The sequence below is a fragment of the Tautonia plasticadhaerens genome (genome assembly GCF_007752535.1).
Taxonomy (GTDB): Bacteria; Planctomycetota; Planctomycetia; order Isosphaerales; family Isosphaeraceae; genus Tautonia; species Tautonia plasticadhaerens.
This window is the reverse complement of record NZ_CP036426.1, coordinates 5169293-5183928: the sequence shown is the minus strand read 5'-3', so window position 1 is coordinate 5183928 and position 14636 is coordinate 5169293. Positions and strand designations below refer to the sequence as shown.

At 66.9% G+C, this 14636-nt stretch carries 17 protein-coding genes; 2 read left to right on the top strand and 15 right to left on the bottom strand.

The window, feature by feature from the left end; all coding sequences use genetic code 11:
- Nucleotides 1-92: 92 nt before the first annotated feature.
- The 13 genes from ElP_RS20690 to ElP_RS20635 all read right to left on the bottom strand — a co-directional run bounded on the left by ElP_RS20690 (nucleotide 93) and on the right by ElP_RS20635 (nucleotide 10598).
- On the bottom strand, nucleotides 93-1169 hold the full coding sequence (locus tag ElP_RS20690; RefSeq protein WP_197446236.1) for an esterase/lipase family protein: 1077 nt from the start codon (nucleotides 1167-1169) through the stop codon (nucleotides 93-95).
- A 110-nt stretch (nucleotides 1170-1279) separates the two neighbouring features.
- Nucleotides 1280-2269, bottom strand: coding sequence for a GDSL-type esterase/lipase family protein (locus tag ElP_RS20685; RefSeq protein ID WP_145272491.1), 990 nt, complete (start codon nucleotides 2267-2269; stop codon nucleotides 1280-1282).
- A gap of 187 nt (nucleotides 2270-2456) precedes the next feature.
- Complete coding sequence (locus ElP_RS38430) at nucleotides 2457-2609, bottom strand: hypothetical protein (RefSeq protein WP_197446235.1); 153 nt, start codon at nucleotides 2607-2609, stop codon at nucleotides 2457-2459.
- A gap of 194 nt (nucleotides 2610-2803) precedes the next feature.
- Nucleotides 2804-4180 (bottom strand): dihydrolipoyl dehydrogenase family protein, encoded by a 1377-nt coding sequence (locus tag ElP_RS20680; RefSeq protein ID WP_145272489.1) that lies wholly within the window; start codon nucleotides 4178-4180, stop codon nucleotides 2804-2806.
- A gap of 176 nt (nucleotides 4181-4356) precedes the next feature.
- A complete protein-coding gene (locus ElP_RS20675; RefSeq protein WP_145272487.1) occupies nucleotides 4357-5373 on the bottom strand; it encodes an alcohol dehydrogenase in 1017 nt (338 codons plus the stop codon).
- Between the two features lie 41 nt (nucleotides 5374-5414).
- Complete coding sequence (locus tag ElP_RS38425; protein WP_197446233.1) at nucleotides 5415-5864, bottom strand: hypothetical protein; 450 nt, start codon at nucleotides 5862-5864, stop codon at nucleotides 5415-5417.
- Nucleotides 5865-5911: 47 nt separating this feature from the next.
- On the bottom strand, nucleotides 5912-6295 hold the full coding sequence (locus tag ElP_RS20665; protein ID WP_145272485.1) for a nuclear transport factor 2 family protein: 384 nt from the start codon (nucleotides 6293-6295) through the stop codon (nucleotides 5912-5914).
- Between the two features lie 141 nt (nucleotides 6296-6436).
- A complete protein-coding gene (locus tag ElP_RS20660) occupies nucleotides 6437-7033 on the bottom strand; it encodes a cytochrome P460 family protein (protein ID WP_197446232.1) in 597 nt (198 codons plus the stop codon).
- Between the two features lie 71 nt (nucleotides 7034-7104).
- Nucleotides 7105-7707, bottom strand: coding sequence for a cytochrome P460 family protein (locus tag ElP_RS20655; protein ID WP_145272483.1), 603 nt, complete (start codon nucleotides 7705-7707; stop codon nucleotides 7105-7107).
- Between the two features lie 202 nt (nucleotides 7708-7909).
- On the bottom strand, nucleotides 7910-8419 hold the full coding sequence (locus tag ElP_RS20650) for a hypothetical protein (RefSeq protein WP_197446231.1): 510 nt from the start codon (nucleotides 8417-8419) through the stop codon (nucleotides 7910-7912).
- Nucleotides 8420-8625: 206 nt separating this feature from the next.
- Complete coding sequence (locus ElP_RS20645) at nucleotides 8626-9057, bottom strand: cupin domain-containing protein (RefSeq protein WP_231749197.1); 432 nt, start codon at nucleotides 9055-9057, stop codon at nucleotides 8626-8628.
- Nucleotides 9058-9148: 91 nt separating this feature from the next.
- A complete protein-coding gene (locus tag ElP_RS20640) occupies nucleotides 9149-10093 on the bottom strand; it encodes an NADP-dependent oxidoreductase (RefSeq protein ID WP_145272479.1) in 945 nt (314 codons plus the stop codon).
- Between the two features lie 46 nt (nucleotides 10094-10139).
- The gene (locus tag ElP_RS20635; RefSeq protein WP_197446230.1) at nucleotides 10140-10598 is read right to left on the bottom strand and encodes a YkgB family protein; all 459 of its coding nucleotides are present in this window, start codon (nucleotides 10596-10598) and stop codon (nucleotides 10140-10142) included.
- 478 nt (nucleotides 10599-11076) lie between these two features.
- Here ElP_RS20635 and ElP_RS20630 point away from each other — a divergent pair, with 478 nt between their 5' ends.
- A complete protein-coding gene (locus ElP_RS20630; RefSeq protein ID WP_145272475.1) occupies nucleotides 11077-13104 on the top strand; it encodes a sigma-54-dependent Fis family transcriptional regulator in 2028 nt (675 codons plus the stop codon).
- A 20-nt stretch (nucleotides 13105-13124) separates the two neighbouring features.
- Here ElP_RS20630 and ElP_RS20625 read toward each other — a convergent pair whose 3' ends face one another.
- Nucleotides 13125-13397 carry an STAS domain-containing protein gene (locus tag ElP_RS20625; RefSeq protein ID WP_145272473.1) on the bottom strand — a complete coding sequence of 91 codons (273 nt, stop codon included), beginning with the start codon at nucleotides 13395-13397 and terminating at the stop codon, nucleotides 13125-13127.
- Between the two features lie 204 nt (nucleotides 13398-13601).
- A complete protein-coding gene (locus ElP_RS38420) occupies nucleotides 13602-13964 on the bottom strand; it encodes a hypothetical protein (RefSeq protein ID WP_197446229.1) in 363 nt (120 codons plus the stop codon).
- 411 nt (nucleotides 13965-14375) lie between these two features.
- Between ElP_RS38420 and ElP_RS20615 the strand changes: the two genes are divergently transcribed.
- A complete protein-coding gene (locus tag ElP_RS20615; protein ID WP_145272472.1) occupies nucleotides 14376-14633 on the top strand; it encodes a hypothetical protein in 258 nt (85 codons plus the stop codon).
- Nucleotides 14634-14636 lie beyond the last annotated feature (3 nt).

Sequence of the window (14636 nt, the reverse complement as noted above, 5' to 3'; positions counted from 1 at the left end):
AGGGCCAGCCGGCCGAGCGGCCGGGCGTGGCGGTGGTGGTCCAGGTGAACCGGGAGCGGGAGGACGCTGGGGAGCGGGCTGTGGTCAGCCATTTAAGGAAACCCGGCGGCGCATGGCCGAGCCGCTTCATGGGAAGCTCGATATCGGGAGGAAACGTCTTGAGGGCGTCCTCCCAGCCGCGTGGCGACCGGGAGCCGAAGATGCTCCGTAAGGATTCGCCCGACCTCCCGGATGACGAGGGGGTGGGCCTGGCAGAGATGGCCGCCGTGGACCAGGAGCTCGGAGCTCGCGCCATCGAGGTGCGCGCTGGCGTAAGGTATGACACCGTCGGTCCCGCCTGCGAGGGGTGGATCGCGGAGGTCGGCGATGATCGAGTGGTACGTCACCCCCGGGTCGATGCCCAACGCGACCAACGCCTGGAGTTCGGGATACTCCCAGGCCAATTGATCGATGCTCGTGGGCAGCCGCCTGATCATGGGTGTGAAGAAGGCGGGTCCGTTGCTCGCCAGCAGCCTCTGGTGAGCCTGTTTCAATGGCTCCGGCAGCCGACAGAGCCGCCCCCCAACTCGGCGGATGATCCCTCGATCGAGCCGACTACCCCGGTGTGGTGTCGCGATGAAGATCAGCCGCCGGACCTCGGGCTGGGACTTGAAGAACACCACCTGACGCAACAGGTCGCGGTCCTCGGGCGGGCCGACGAGCTCTTCGAACTGCTGGGGGCTGCGGAGCTCCCAGAGATACGACCGACTGTCCTGGGCCATCATCTTGGCCAGCAAACCTCCCATGCTGTGGCCGATGAGGATCATGTGATCAAAGGCGCAGTCCGTGCGATCAGGGTCGAGCCGGCCCCGCGCCGCGTGCAAGTCCTGCCTCAGCAGGTGGGCCGAGTAGAGGATCGGGGCGCACGTCGCGTAACCGAAGGTCCAGAACTGGTAGCCCTCGCGCAGTGATGGGTCGGCCTCCAGCGCCTCGATCATCGGGGCCCACGACCTTGGGCTGGATCCGAGTCCGTGGATGAGAATTACGGGGATCTTCCCCCGGGAGTAGGGGCGGGCCAGCACAAGCCCGGCTGGCTGGTCCGCCTGGCCATCACCCCCAGCTGGTCCCGCTCCGAGGGCCGAAATCAGGGAGATCGCCGCGGCAGTTACCCAGACGATTCGGGGACGCATGTCCTGGAGACTCCCTCGGCTCGAACCGCCCATCTTCCCAAGAGCCACCGCTTCAGCGCTCACGATCCGGGACCCACAGCAGGCCGCGGGGTCATCAACGGCGACGCGCCTCATTTCACCCCGCCCGGGTCAGGTGAATCCGAACCGCCGACTGCCGGCCAGGCGGCAAGCTTCGTCGCGGTCCGGTCGAGGTTCTCGGCGAATTCGAGGACCTCGCGCTCCGAAAGCGGCGGCACGCCGGCGGCGAACTTGGCGTCGATCGTCACGATGAGCAGGGCGGAGAGCAGACCCTGGCCCACGGTCCCGAGATGGCGGACATCGCCCAGGAAGAGATGGTGGGGGTCGTCGCTGGGACCGGACCGCACGATGGGATGGCCTGCGACCGGGACCGATTCGGGGTAGATCAGCTCTGAGGCCCGCGTGAACAGTTCGAAGTCAAGGACCGCGACCCGCGGTTCACGCGCCGCGAGAGCCCTGATCCGGGCGTTGTACTGCCGGATGGTGGCGGTGGCGGCATCGGCGTAGGCGCGGGGCAAGCGGCCGGCGTGGAGCGGCACGCGGAACTCGGGTAAGTCGCGGATATCGGGCACGGTGAAGATGACCACCTTGACGTCCGGGTGGGCCTTGAGGATCGTCGCGATGGCACGCTCGAGGTTCGCCTCGGCACGCGGGCCAACGTCCTGGAATGCCTCCACCGGGTCGGAGGTCTTCATCGCGACGATGAAGTCGTTGCCGCCGATGAAGACGACCACGAGGCTGACCTCGCCGCGGGCGGCCTGCGCGGCCAGGCCGGTATGCTGACCGGTCGCGATCATGTCCTCGGTCGTCGCGCCGCTGCGGGCCCAGTTGTAGGCGAAGCCCTGGTTCCGGGGCTCGCCCCGGCTCGCGGTGCTGAACGCACCGAAGTCCAGCCCCCGCGTCGCGGCGAGGATCTCGACCCAGTTGCGGGCCGTGCTCCGGTGCGGGGGGTAGAATTGATACTCGTCGGAGTAGCTGTCGCCGAGCACCCCGATCCCGCCAGCCCAACCTGCGCGTGTCGGGGCCAGTGGGATGAGTAGGGCCATCGCCAGCGCTGTCAGGCGGATAATCCTCGTCGTCATGGGGGTGACTCCTCGTCATCGGCAATCGCGCGCAAAGGGAGCAACGTGGGCGCACCGCGCGGCGGACCTCAGTATTGCCATCACGTGAACTGATATTTTCAACTCGGTTCGATGGCTCGCTTCCCGGAAGAACGCTCTGGCCACAGAATTCGGCAGCGAACCACAACCCTACAGCCCGTGAGCCGGATCAAACTCGAATCTCGTTGGCCAGGATCGGCCGTTCGGTGATCTCCATGGCCGCCTGCGGGGCAAGCTGCCTGGCGTGATAGGGCCGGGCCAGGAGGTCGCTTCCTGCGGGGGGCGCATCGTCGAAGGGTGTGGCCCGGTTCTGTCTCGCCATGGCGACCCCGTCCCGTAAACCCGAGTCAACTTGCCCTCATCCCTGGTCGTTGTGAACTGCACCCTGAGTGGTGGCCGCCACGAGAGCGCGTGAACTTCATGCCGCCGATCCAGAGCAGCACGATCACCAGGCCGTAGCGGGTGAGGTAAGTCTCCCTCGCAGGTGAAGCCTGGGTTGTGGCGGCCGACGGCGGATCAGGATCGGTCGGGCACTGCGTGGAACAGCGCGGCGAGGCCTTCCGACATCGTCGGGTGGGTCAAGGTCGCGTCGCGCAGGGCCGTGTAGGGGAGACCCGCCGAGATCGCGACCTGGACGGTCGTCATGACAGCGTCGGCCTCGGGGGCGAACGCGGTGAAGCCGAGGATGCGATCGCTCTCGGCGGCGACCAGCGTCTTGTAGAAGCCGCGCGGCTCGGAGAGGGTCCTGGAGCGGAGGATGGCGGTCACCGGGATCTTCGCGAGACGGTAGGCGATCCCGCGACGCTCCGCCTCCGACTCGCTCATGCCGACGCGGGCCAATTCGGGGTCGGTGAACAGGCAGAAGGGTACCAGACGCCCGGTCGTCGTCCGGTCAATGCCGGCGAGATTATCGCGGACCACGCGGACGTCGTCGTCGGCCATGTGTGTGAAGTGGGGGCTGCCGGCGCAATCGCCCACTGCCCACACGCCGGCGGCCGTGGTCCGCAGCCGTTCATCGACCTTGATGTAGCCCCAGTCGTCCCGCTCGATCCCGGCGGTCTCCAGGCCGATGCCGTCGGTGTTCGGCGTCCGGCCGCTCGCAACCAGGAGGTCCGATCCCTCGATCACGCCGTGCGTCGCGAGCAGCCTCACGGACTCGCCGGATCGCCCCTCCACGCGCGCGACGGGCGTGGCCGTCAGCACCTCGATCCCCTCGTCGTCGAAGAGTTCCCGCAGCGCTTCCGAGACGTCGCGATCTTCGCGGGGGGCCAGGGCGTCGTTCCGCTCGATGACCGTGACGCGACTGCCGAAGCGTCTCAGGGCCTGGGCCATCTCGAGTCCGACGTAGCCGCCCCCCAGGACGAGGAGGTGCTTCGGGACTCGGTCCAGTTCGAGGGCCTCGACGTGCGTCATCGCCCGCGATTCGGCGAGACCGGGGATCGGGTCAATCCGCGCGCGGGAGCCCGTGCAGATCACGACGACTTCGCCGCGAAGGGTGCGCGTACCGTCGTCGGCCGTCACCTCGATCGTCCTCGGCCCGACGAAGCGGCCCTGCCCCTTGACGAGCTCCGCGCCGCTCTCCCGATACGCATCGACATTGCGAGCGACAATGCCATCGACCATCTTCCGCTTGCGGTCGCGGACAGCCGGCATCACGACCTTCCAGTCGCCCGCGGCGATGCCGAACTCGGCGCCCCTGCGGAAGTAATTGGCGACCTTCGCACCGTGGATCACGTTCTTGCTCGGGGCGCAAGCGACGGTCGGGCAGGATCCCGCGAGATTCCGCCGCTCGACGACCGCCACGCGCTTCCCCTGCGAGGCCAGCGACCAGGCGAAGAATCTGGCCCTCCCGCTGCCGAGCACCACCACGTCGTATTCCTCGGGATGCGGCACGTTTTTCCCCCTTCGAGTTCATTCCTCGCGTTGTTTTCATGCCTTGGCGGCGACGATTTCGATCACGACCGGAAACTCGGGCCGCACGAGCCGGGAGGCGACGACGCCCACGCCGACAACCCGGCCCGCGGCGCCCGTGACAAGAATGGGGTGCGCCGTCGTTCAGCCCTCCCGGCTCACATCGTCAGCACGACCCGGAAGCGCGCCTTGCCGCTCATCATGCGGTCGTAGGCCTCGGCGGCCCGTTCCAGGGGGTACACTTCGTTCATCGGACGGACACCGGACTGGACGCTGAACGCCAGCGTGTCCTCCGTGTCGATGGACGTGCCGGCGTACCAGCCCTCGACGGACCGGCGGCCCCCGATGAGCAGCAGCGGGGAGGTCTCCAGTGACTCGGCGGCCCCCAGGACCATCAGCCGGCCGCGCGGCGCCAGCCCGCCCACGGTGGCGCCCATCGCCGGGCCGTGCGTCACGGTGGCGAGGACGACCCTGGCGCCGCCCAGCTTCGCCAACTCCGCGGCGGGGTCGGCGGCCTGGCTGTCGATGTAGTGCGCCGCGCCGAGCCGCCGGGCGAGCGGCTCCTTGTCCTTACCCCGGGCGATCGCGGCGGTGCGGAGCCCCATCCGCGCCGCGTACTGGACGCCCAGGTGGCCGAGCCCGCCGAGGCCGAGGACCGCGACGAGGTCGCCCGGCCGGGCGCCGCTGTTGCGGAGCGCGTTGAAGGTCGTCACGCCGGCGCACATCAGCGGCGCGGCGTCCGGGGCGGGCAGCTCCGCGGGCACTCGTGCGAGGGCCGTCGCGGGGGCGACCATGTAGTCGGCGTAGCCGCCGTCGAACGAGATGCCGGTCACCCGTGCGCCGGTCTGGCAGGCGAAGAAGTCGCCTCGGCGGCAGTTGTCGCAGGAGAGGCAGTGCCAGGCGTGCCACCCGACGCCGACGCGCCGGCCGGGCTGCCACCGCCCCGGGACGTCCTCACCCACGGCGTCGATCACGCCGACCACCTCGTGCCCCGGGACGCGCGGGAAGGCGATGCCGGGCCAGAGGCCCTCCTTGGTCATCGCGTCGCTGTGGCAGATGCCGCAGGCCTGGACCTTGATCCGAACGGACACCGGCCCCGGGTCGGGGATCGGGCGCTCGACGAGCTCGAGGGGCCCGCCGGGTCGAGAGACCTGGGCGACACGCATTGTTTTCATGAGGATCTTCCTGTCTGTCTCCTGTGATGTTGCGGTCGGTGTCACGGACTCGCCGGGATTCCTGTTTGTTCGGCTTGGTTATGGTCGCCCGCCCGGCGTGCGTCCTCGAAGGCGAGTGACTCGGGCCCGCCGCGATCCCAGGTCGGCGGGTTTTCATGGACCGCCCTTCGGGAGTTCGTAGTGCAGCGAGCGGTCACGAGCCACGATCCCGATTCCTTGCCCTGCTCCGGGACTGTCGTTTCTCTGGTGCCGCGGGGGCGCAGGATCACTGCGAGGAGGCGGGTCCTGGTGCCGGTATGCAGGTGCGGTGAATCCTTCTGGCCGGGCTCGATGGTCACTTCTACCACCGTCGCACTGGCAGCCTTCCCGTCATGCTTCTCGATGATGTCCCGCTGGGAAAGCCGGGGCACCTCCACGGCCTTGCGGTGGTCCTGGTCGGCTGCAAACGCAACGGCCACTCCGACACCAATGCCGGCCGCGAGCGTTAACAAGGGCCGGACTTGTCCTCAAGCAGCCCGATGCCACCCGGCGGTCCGACCTATCCGTCCTGGTCGAGATGGAAGTGTGCCGAGACGGCAGCCCAGGTGCCGTCGCGGCGTGCCCAGTTGTCGGTGTAACGGCCCCGGCGCGGCTTGCCGTCAGCCGAGCGGGAGTCGAAGCGCCCATGGATGATCGCGAAATCGCCCAGCACGCGGATTCGCACGTCCTCGGCCACGAGCCCGCTGATCGTCACCGGCTGCGCCGTCAGCTCGAGAAACTTGGCCTTGTCGAGCAGCGTGCCGTCCGGCTGCGAGCTCATGAAGTCGTCGGCCAGGATCTCCTCGAAACGCTTCACATCCCCCTCCTGCACCGACGCGAAGAAGTCGAGGTTCAGGGCGGTCAGTGCATCGAGATCGCGTTGCGCGTCCGCGTTCGTCTGCATGGCTATCTCCTCGAGAGTCCGGCGTTTCCTCGTTCAGTTGCGAAACGAAGCCCTTATCCTTGAACCGCAGGACTTCGACACGGATTGCGATTCCGCGATGCGGGCCCTGATCCGAGTCCCCGACGATTCGATTTACGCCCGTCATTTCTGGAGCACCGGGTATCCGCGGACATACACCCAGTCGTCCTTCTTGGCCGGGACGTGGCACGTCCTGCAGTCGGTCGAGTAGTCGGTCGCCACGTTGCGTGCCGGCTCGTCCGCCAGGAAGAGGGCCCAGCCCCACCCGTCGCCCCACAGGTCGTTGCCCGGGAAACGTCCCTCCGCGTCCTTGATCATCACGAACCAGAGCTTGACGTCGGTGGCCCAGTGGGATTGCCCCGTGGTGAGCCTCTCCGAGCCGACCCGGGTGACCTCCTTCACCAACGTCGCGCCGTCCGGGAACTTGCCGTCACGGCGATACGCCCGGACGTCCTCGGGCCGCGCATAGACGACGTGCATCTCGTCGAGCGGCTTGTCCGGCTTCGTGGCCACCGCATACGAGCCCAGATATTCGAACGTGTCTCGGTAATCGGTCGGCCGCGAGATTCCGCCGTCCTTGGTGACGTACGGCGAGAAGTCGCCGGCCGCTCGGGCGGGCGGGCCGTCCCGCCCCGATGAAGCCGGCGCGATCGTCGCCGCGACGAGAGCCATCGCGGCCAGGAATCCGGCGGCGAGCCGGCCCGGGGTCTTGGTATTCATGGTCGAGTCTCCTCGGGGTGGGGATGTGGGCGTATCCGGGATGGGACCGACCCGGACACGCCCTGCCAGCTTCACTTCGAATGAGGGGCCGCCGCACGCAGGACGGGGTAATACTGGCTAAAGACCCAATCATCCTTCTGAGCGTTGTCCTGATGGCACTGATTGCACGCAACGGCAGCGTTCTTGGACACCTCCGCCTTGAGCGGATACTTATGGCCGAAGCTGAAGTACGCCCAGTTGCCGGGCTCGTCCTTGAAGCGCTTCGAGTCCTTGATCGAGGCCTCCAGGCCCGTGAACTCGCCCTGGAAATAGCCATTGCCGCTGGGGGCTTTCTTTGAGCCGACGCTGCTGAGTTCCTTCACCAGGACGGTGCCATCCCGGTACTTGCCGGTCTTCTCGTACTCGGCGAAGCTCTCCGGGTCCATGTAGACGGAGTGGAACTCGGGGAACGAGGCCTCGCCGTCGTTCATGTCGTTGGGGGTCACGACCTCGCCGACGTACACCCAGTTGCGATATCCGACGGGCCGCTTGAGCTTGCCGTCGGGCGTGAACTCGACCGCCGCCGTCGTCCCGCCGGGCGGCGCGGCCGAGGCGACCAGCACGTAAGAGAGTCCGGCGATCCCGACCAGGACCGCGATACCCACGGTCACGTTCGACCTGAATGATCCAAGCATGGTGTTACCTCGTCGCTTTCGGGAAATAATTGTTGTGCCCTCGTCCTGCGTCATGTGACGAGTCGCGGGAAGGCGACTCCTGGTCCGCGACGGGTCACCCGCAGAAGTTGAGAATCGCCGAGGGGAAACCTGTCTGTCATCACGCTGACGGTGTGGCCGATTTCGCAGTGCCCGATGTTGCGCCCGTTATTCCCCGGCCGTTTCACGGAGAGTGGCAGGTGGACACTGGACCCGAGGAAATCCCCGAGGATGCCACCTCGGTCGAGGGTTCTTCTCGTGAGTGAAGGGCCCACGACGCGGCCGGCTGGTCGCGGGCCAGCAAGAAGGCCCCGGCCGCCGCGGTCCAGACCGAGTACGACAGCGGCGCCTCGGGGCCGAGCGCGGTCGTCATGGCGATGGCGAAGGTGTGGAGCAGGACTCCGCTGGCGAGCGCGGCCAGGCGAACGCGCACGCCGGCGAGGAGTGCGACCCCCAGCAAGGTCTCGGCCGCTGTCGCCGCCCAGCCGGCAACCGCCACGAGCGTGGCCGGCAGGAAGGGGAGGAGCGTCGCGGTATAATCCAGGAACTCGGCGAACCCGCCCCACGACACCCCCGGTGTGCCGATCGGCCCCCAGAGTCCGAAACGGTCGGCCACCGCCGATAAGAATCCGGCGGCCAGCGCCATGCGCATGACGACGGGGGCCGCGTTGGAGAGTCGCTTCGTCGATCGCATGGTTCGATCCCCATTCGCCGCAGCGAGGAGCCCAAAGTCCGCCCTGCCAGGGCCCCGGTCCACAAGCCCGACAAGGCACAGTCGACCCGAAAATCGGCCGGAATCATCCGGAGCGAGAATCAGGACCCGGGCGACACTCGCGCCCCCGCACCCGTCCGCCATCCCGAACGCGGGCCGGGTCGTCGTCATTCCCCGGGCGAGGGGGCTCAACGCCTGGGCTCCTCCAGGATCACCAACTCCTTGGCGTCCCTCGGGTGCAGGATGACGGCGAGGAGCCGCGTGTTCGCCGTCTTGCTCGGGTTCCGCGAGACGGAGTGGAGCGCCATGGTCGGCTCGTAGAACGTGTCGCCGGCCTCCAGCTTCCGCAGCGGCTGGCCTTCGAGCTGGGCCTCGAGCTCTCCCTCCAGCACGTGCCCGAAGACCGCCCCGGGGTGGCGGTGCGGCGGGGTGAAGCCCCCCGGCCCGTACGAGACCTCGAGCACGGAGACCCGCGCCTCCTTGCCGTCGATCCTCTCGGAGATGTCCTGCACCAGCAGCGACTCGACCTTCGCGGCATCCCCGTGTTTCTCGTGCTGGGCCGGCGCGAGGCCCCCGGCCCCCAGAGCCGCCCCGAGGGCGATCGCGATCACGGTGCGCATCAGTGGGCCTGCCTTTCCAGGAGGTGGTTGGATTGCCCCGGTTGGTCAGCGCCGGGGAGGTTGAAGTAAAGAATCAATAGGTACGTGTCGCTCACGGACGAACGCGGATGATCGTCTTGCCGTTGACCCGCTCGGTCGGGTTGAAGGCCGCGACGGCGTCATCGAGGGTCGCGACCTCGCCGATGTTCGTCCGCACTCGCCCGTCGCGCGCCCGCCGGACGATCTCGCTCAGCTGGGCGCGATCGGGTACGACGACGAAGTCAACCGCGAGGCCTTGAGCGGGTCGTGCCTCGGTCGGGCCGGTGATGGTCACCAGCGTCCCTCCGGCCCGGATCAGGCGTGCGGACCGCATCGCGATGTCGCCGCCGAGGACATCGAAGACCAGATCGACTCGGCCGATCTCTTCAAGGGCGTCGTTCTCGAGGTCGACGAACTCCTGCGCGCCGAAGTCGAGCGCCGTCTGACGGCCGGCGGCGCGCCCGGTGCCGATGACGTAGGCGCCGGCCTCACGTGCGAGCTGGGTCGCCATCGAACCGACGACGCCGGCCGCACCGTGCACGAGGACGGTCTGCCCCGCCCGGAGGCGACCGTGCTCGAACAGCCCCTGCCACGCGGTCAGGCCCGACATCACGAGGGCCGCGCCCTCCGTGAAGTCGACGTCGCCCGGCAGCGGCGCGAGGTTGCGCGCCTCGACGGCGACGTACTCCGCCAGCGTGCCGTCGCGAACCCAGTCCGTGAGGCCGAACACCCGCTGTCCCACCGACAGCCCCGTCGTCCCATAGCTGAGGGCGGTGACCACTCCGGCCACCTCGTGGCCGGGGATCGACGGCGTCCGGTCACGGCCGAGTCGATCGACCCAGGTCGAGGGCCACGACAGCTCATCCCCGGTGAATCCCGACGCATGAACCTGAACAACGACATCGCCGTAGTTCGCGCCCGAGAGGCCGGCGAGCGCCGCCCCCTGCGGCTCGGGCCGCTCGGCCAGCGTCATCCCGGCCGTTCCCGCAGCCTGATCCGTGACCACGATCGCCCTCATCGTCCGCCTCCCTGAAGTTTAATTTGATAAATGTAAGTGTTAGCGATCAACGTATTTGATCGCTCACTCGCCATGCCTCGCCGAGCGTCCAGAGCGAAATCCCGAGCAGGGCCAGATCCTTGATGAGGAACTGCCCCGGGACCGCCGACAGGGCGGGGAAGCCACCGAGACTCGGCTCCCAGACGCCCGGCGTCGTGACGAGGAAGCTCAGGGTCGTGAGGAACATCCCGACCGCCAGGGCGCTGCCGAGGGCGGAAACCCGAGGCGAGAACGGGCGAGCGGCGATGAGCAACGCGATGGTGACCTCGACGACGCCAAGCACGGCCGAGAAGCCTCGTACGCTCATGAGTCCGTACGCCCAGCTCGTCAGCGGGCTGTTGGCGACGAACGGGCGAATCCCTTCGGCCTCGTATCCCGTGAACTTCATGAGGCCGATCCACCCCACCACGACCACCAGGCCGTAGCGAGTTAGCTCGCGGCCAACCGCCTCCGCCTGGGAACTCATCGCCCTCTTCCGATGGGCGGAATCGTGTATCAAGGTCGTCATCACTCGCTCCTCGGCCCATCTTGGAGCCGCGTCCAGCCGGTTCTCCGGCATGAGTTCCATCGCGACTCTTTGATGAAAATGGCAACGCGAACGCTGTGCCATCTCCCGGAGCTTTACCTGGCCGTGGCTGCAAATTATTACGGACAAAGTATTTTTGTCATATCCACGAATGAAAAAATTGGTATTTTACGTGAAAAACGGGCCTCCACAGCCACGATATTTCGTGGAAGCGTACGGCATTTCGTGGGATCAACACGCACGTTCGCCGATCGGGAACCTTCTCGGCGAACAAAGGGGGCGAATGTCGCGCGCGACGGCTACGGATTCTTGCTGACAGCAGGTAAAATGACGACCAGCCGACCGTCCCGCGAAACCGTGCGTCGATTCGATCATTCGGGGGTGACTGACTGGGGACTTCGTCCTCGGGCAGATGTCTATGGCCGAGACTCGCACCACTTCGACAAAGGTGGGAGAGAAGCGAACTCCCGCTAACGACTCCGACGACTTGCCCGGCGGAGTCGTTGAAGAGCTCGCCGCGCTCCGTGTGATCGTCGAGGGGACTGCCCACAGCACCGGCGCGGAGTTTTTTCAGACCCTCGTCCGTCACCTGGCACAGGCGGTCGGCGCGCACTACGCCTTCGTCGCCGAGTTCGCCTCGCCCGGAACCCGTACCCGGGCCCGCACGATCGCCTTCTGGTCCAGAGACGGTTTCGCTGAGAATTTCGAGTGGACGCTCGCGGGCACGCCCTGTGAAGACGTGGTCCACGGCAACCTGTGCCACCATCCCTCGGGGGTAAGGCAAAACTTCCCAGAAGACAGACTCGTGGTCGAGTTGGGACTCGAAAGTTACCTGGGAGTGCCGCTGTGCGATCCGGAAGGCAAGGTTCTCGGCCATCTCGCCGTCTTCGACGACCGTTCGATGCCGGAGGAGCCGCGCAAGCTGCTCATTTTTCGCATCTTCGCGGCACGCGCCGCTGCGGAGCTAGCACGCCTTCACCTGGAGTGGGAGCTTCGCGCCAGCGAGGAGCGCCTGCGGGACTTGTATGAAGAAGCCCCGATCGCTTACGTCAAAGAAGACCTCCAATCGCGGTTCATCCGCGCCAACCATGCCGCCCGGCGCATCCTGGGGATCAAGCCCGAGGACGTGCCCGGCCTGGTGGGGAGATCGCTCGTCCCTGACACGCCCGACGCCCAGCGCCGCGTCCAGGAGGCGTTCGCGTCGGTCGGTCGCGGCACGGACACCCGTGGCGCCGTGCTGGAGTTTCGCCGCAAAGACAACGGCAATTCCGTCTGGGTGCAGTGGTGGTCGAAGCCGGAACCCGGCGGCAAATACACACGCTCGATGTTCGTGGACATCACCGAGCGTGTCCGCATGGAACAGGAAAAGGCCCGTCTCGCCGCCGAGAACGTCTACCTCCAGGAAGAGATCAAATCGGTCCACAACTTCGACGAGATCGTCGGCCAAAGCCCGGCCCTGCTGGAGGCGCTCGACAAGGTCAATCGTGTCGCCAGGACCGATGCGTCCGTCCTCATCACCGGAGAGACGGGGACCGGCAAGGAACTGATCGCCCGCGCCATCCACTCCGCCAGCCGCCGGCACGATAAACCGCTGATCAAGCTGAATTGTGCCGCCCTGCCCAGCGGGCTGGTCGAGTCCGAATTATTCGGCCACGAGAAAGGCGCGTTTTCGGGGGCGATCAGTCGTCGCGTGGGGCGCTTCGAATTGGCCCACGGGGGGACGATTTTCCTGGATGAGATCGGCGAAGTTCCGATCGAGGTCCAGGTCAAACTCCTCCGCGTGCTCCAGGAACGCGAGTTCGAGCGGGTCGGCGGGGCCGAGCCGATCAAGGTCGATGTCCGCGTCATCGCGGCAACCAACCGGGATCTCGTGAAGTTGATCCGCGAGGGGACGTTCCGCGAGGATTTGTTTTACCGCCTGAACGTCTTTCCGATCGCCCTTCCGCCGCTGCGCGACCGGGAGGGGGACGTGCCGCTGCTGGTGCATCTCCTGGTGACCCGGTTCGCGGCCCGCGTCGGCGTGCGGATCGAGTCGGTCGGAAAGGCGACCCTGGAGCGCCTGAACCGCTATCCCTGGCCCGGAAACATTCGCGAGCTCGAGAACGTCCTGGAACGGGCGGTCATCCTGTCAAACGGGCCGACCCTTGAGATCGATCCGGAAGTGTTCGCCTCCACGCCGGCCGATCGCCCTCCGGACGCGAATCCGCCGAGGTCGCCGGGTCCCGAAGACGAGGGGCGGGCAGTAACTTGCGTGCAGCAGACGACGCCGCTCGAAAGCCTGGAAGCGATCACGCGGAATCATATCGTAGCTGCCCTTGAGCAGTCGGGGTGGACCATTGATGGTCCCCACGGCGCGGCGAAGATCCTCGCCCTTCATCCCAACACGCTCCGCAGCCGGATGCAGAAGCTCGGCATCGCCCGGGCGCCACATGAAGGCCGACCGTGATTATCAATGAGCCCATGAGCTTAAGGGTTTGGTTTGCGGTCCCAATGCAGCAACTCCGCCACGAACGGGGAGCAGGCGTGAATGCGAAGACCTTGCCGCAGAAGCTGCTGTAGCATCTCCGCACCGTGACGATCGACAAAACTCAGACCGGAAAGATCGAGGCTGGGAAGTGAGCCCTCCTCGGCCTCGACGCAAATGCGACGCACCTCATCGACCCACGCCTGGAGCAGCTTGCCCTCGAGCTTGATGATGCGGCACGACGGGTCCTGTTCGGAAACCGAGATTCTCAGCATCGGTAACCCAGCTCATTGGTTCTTGACCCGCGAAGGTGGTAGCGAAGACCGTGCCGTTCCTCACGTCGTTCCCGGTACGCGGCCGCAACGTCTCACTTCAACGTAATTTGGAGCATGTCCCTGATGTCAGTCCCAGGGCTGTCATGAATCATCTTTGGATCCGCGTCCACGAGATTTCGTGGACGCGCACGAAATCTCGCGGCATCAATCCTGAGATGACCAAGCTCGCCATACTTCAACGAGTTCGTGACGAGCGTCGACCTGACCAAGCAGGAGGGGATCGTCTTCCGCCACGTCCAGCGGGTGATCATGCTCTGAGGCGAGTTCGAACGGGCCTGCGCCCTCGATGTCGACGCAGGCCCCTCCGCCTTCGCCTGGCGGGACAAGCTGCGCGAGCTGGCCGCGAAGCTGACCGAGAGCTGCCGGGTCGTCGACCCGACCAGCACCGATCAACTGATCGCGAGGATCGGCGAGCCCGACATGATCGATGCCGAGGCGGCGAAGCTCGCGGGCGGGGCGACCTGAGGACGGACGGGCCTGATCGTATTCAGCCCGGCTCTTTCGCACGATCTCCGGATTTGAGATTTCGACAGCACGGGGCGTAGCTTGGCGCCTTCCGACATCCCGGAGTCGTTGCCAGGAGGCGATTGGGGGAGGGAGGTGCTGGCCTGCCCTCACGGGTGGTGCCGCCCCCATGTGAGTGCCCCGACCATCTCGGCCATCGACGCAGGCTCGAGGATCAAAGCACCGAGGCCCGGCGTCCACATCGCGGGCGCCTCGGGCGCCGGCCGGTTACATGCCTCGGTCCGAAACGCCGCAGGCATTCAGACCGATGCGGCGAAGGCCGCCATTTTTCTGGGCTCCGAATGAGACTGGGGATGGGCCAGCCGCGTCCCTGGTTGCATCGAAGCCCACCTCGATTATATCCTCGGTACGGTACCCGCCCCGGACACCTCGGTCCCGGAGACGACCATCACGATGCGAATGATACGAACCGCGACGGGCCTCCTCTGCGGGTCGCTCGCCCTGTGGGCCCCGGCGGCCGACGGCCGCGGCGGCGAGCTCACGGAGGTCGAGACCCGCCGCCTGCTCGCGGAGCTTCGGCCGGACCCCGACGACGCCTGGCGGACGATCCCCTGGAAGGTCAGCCTGCTGGACGCCCAGCGGGCCGCCGCACAGGAAGGCAAGCCGATCTTCATCTGGTCGATGGACGGCCACCCGCTCGGCTGCACCTGAAAC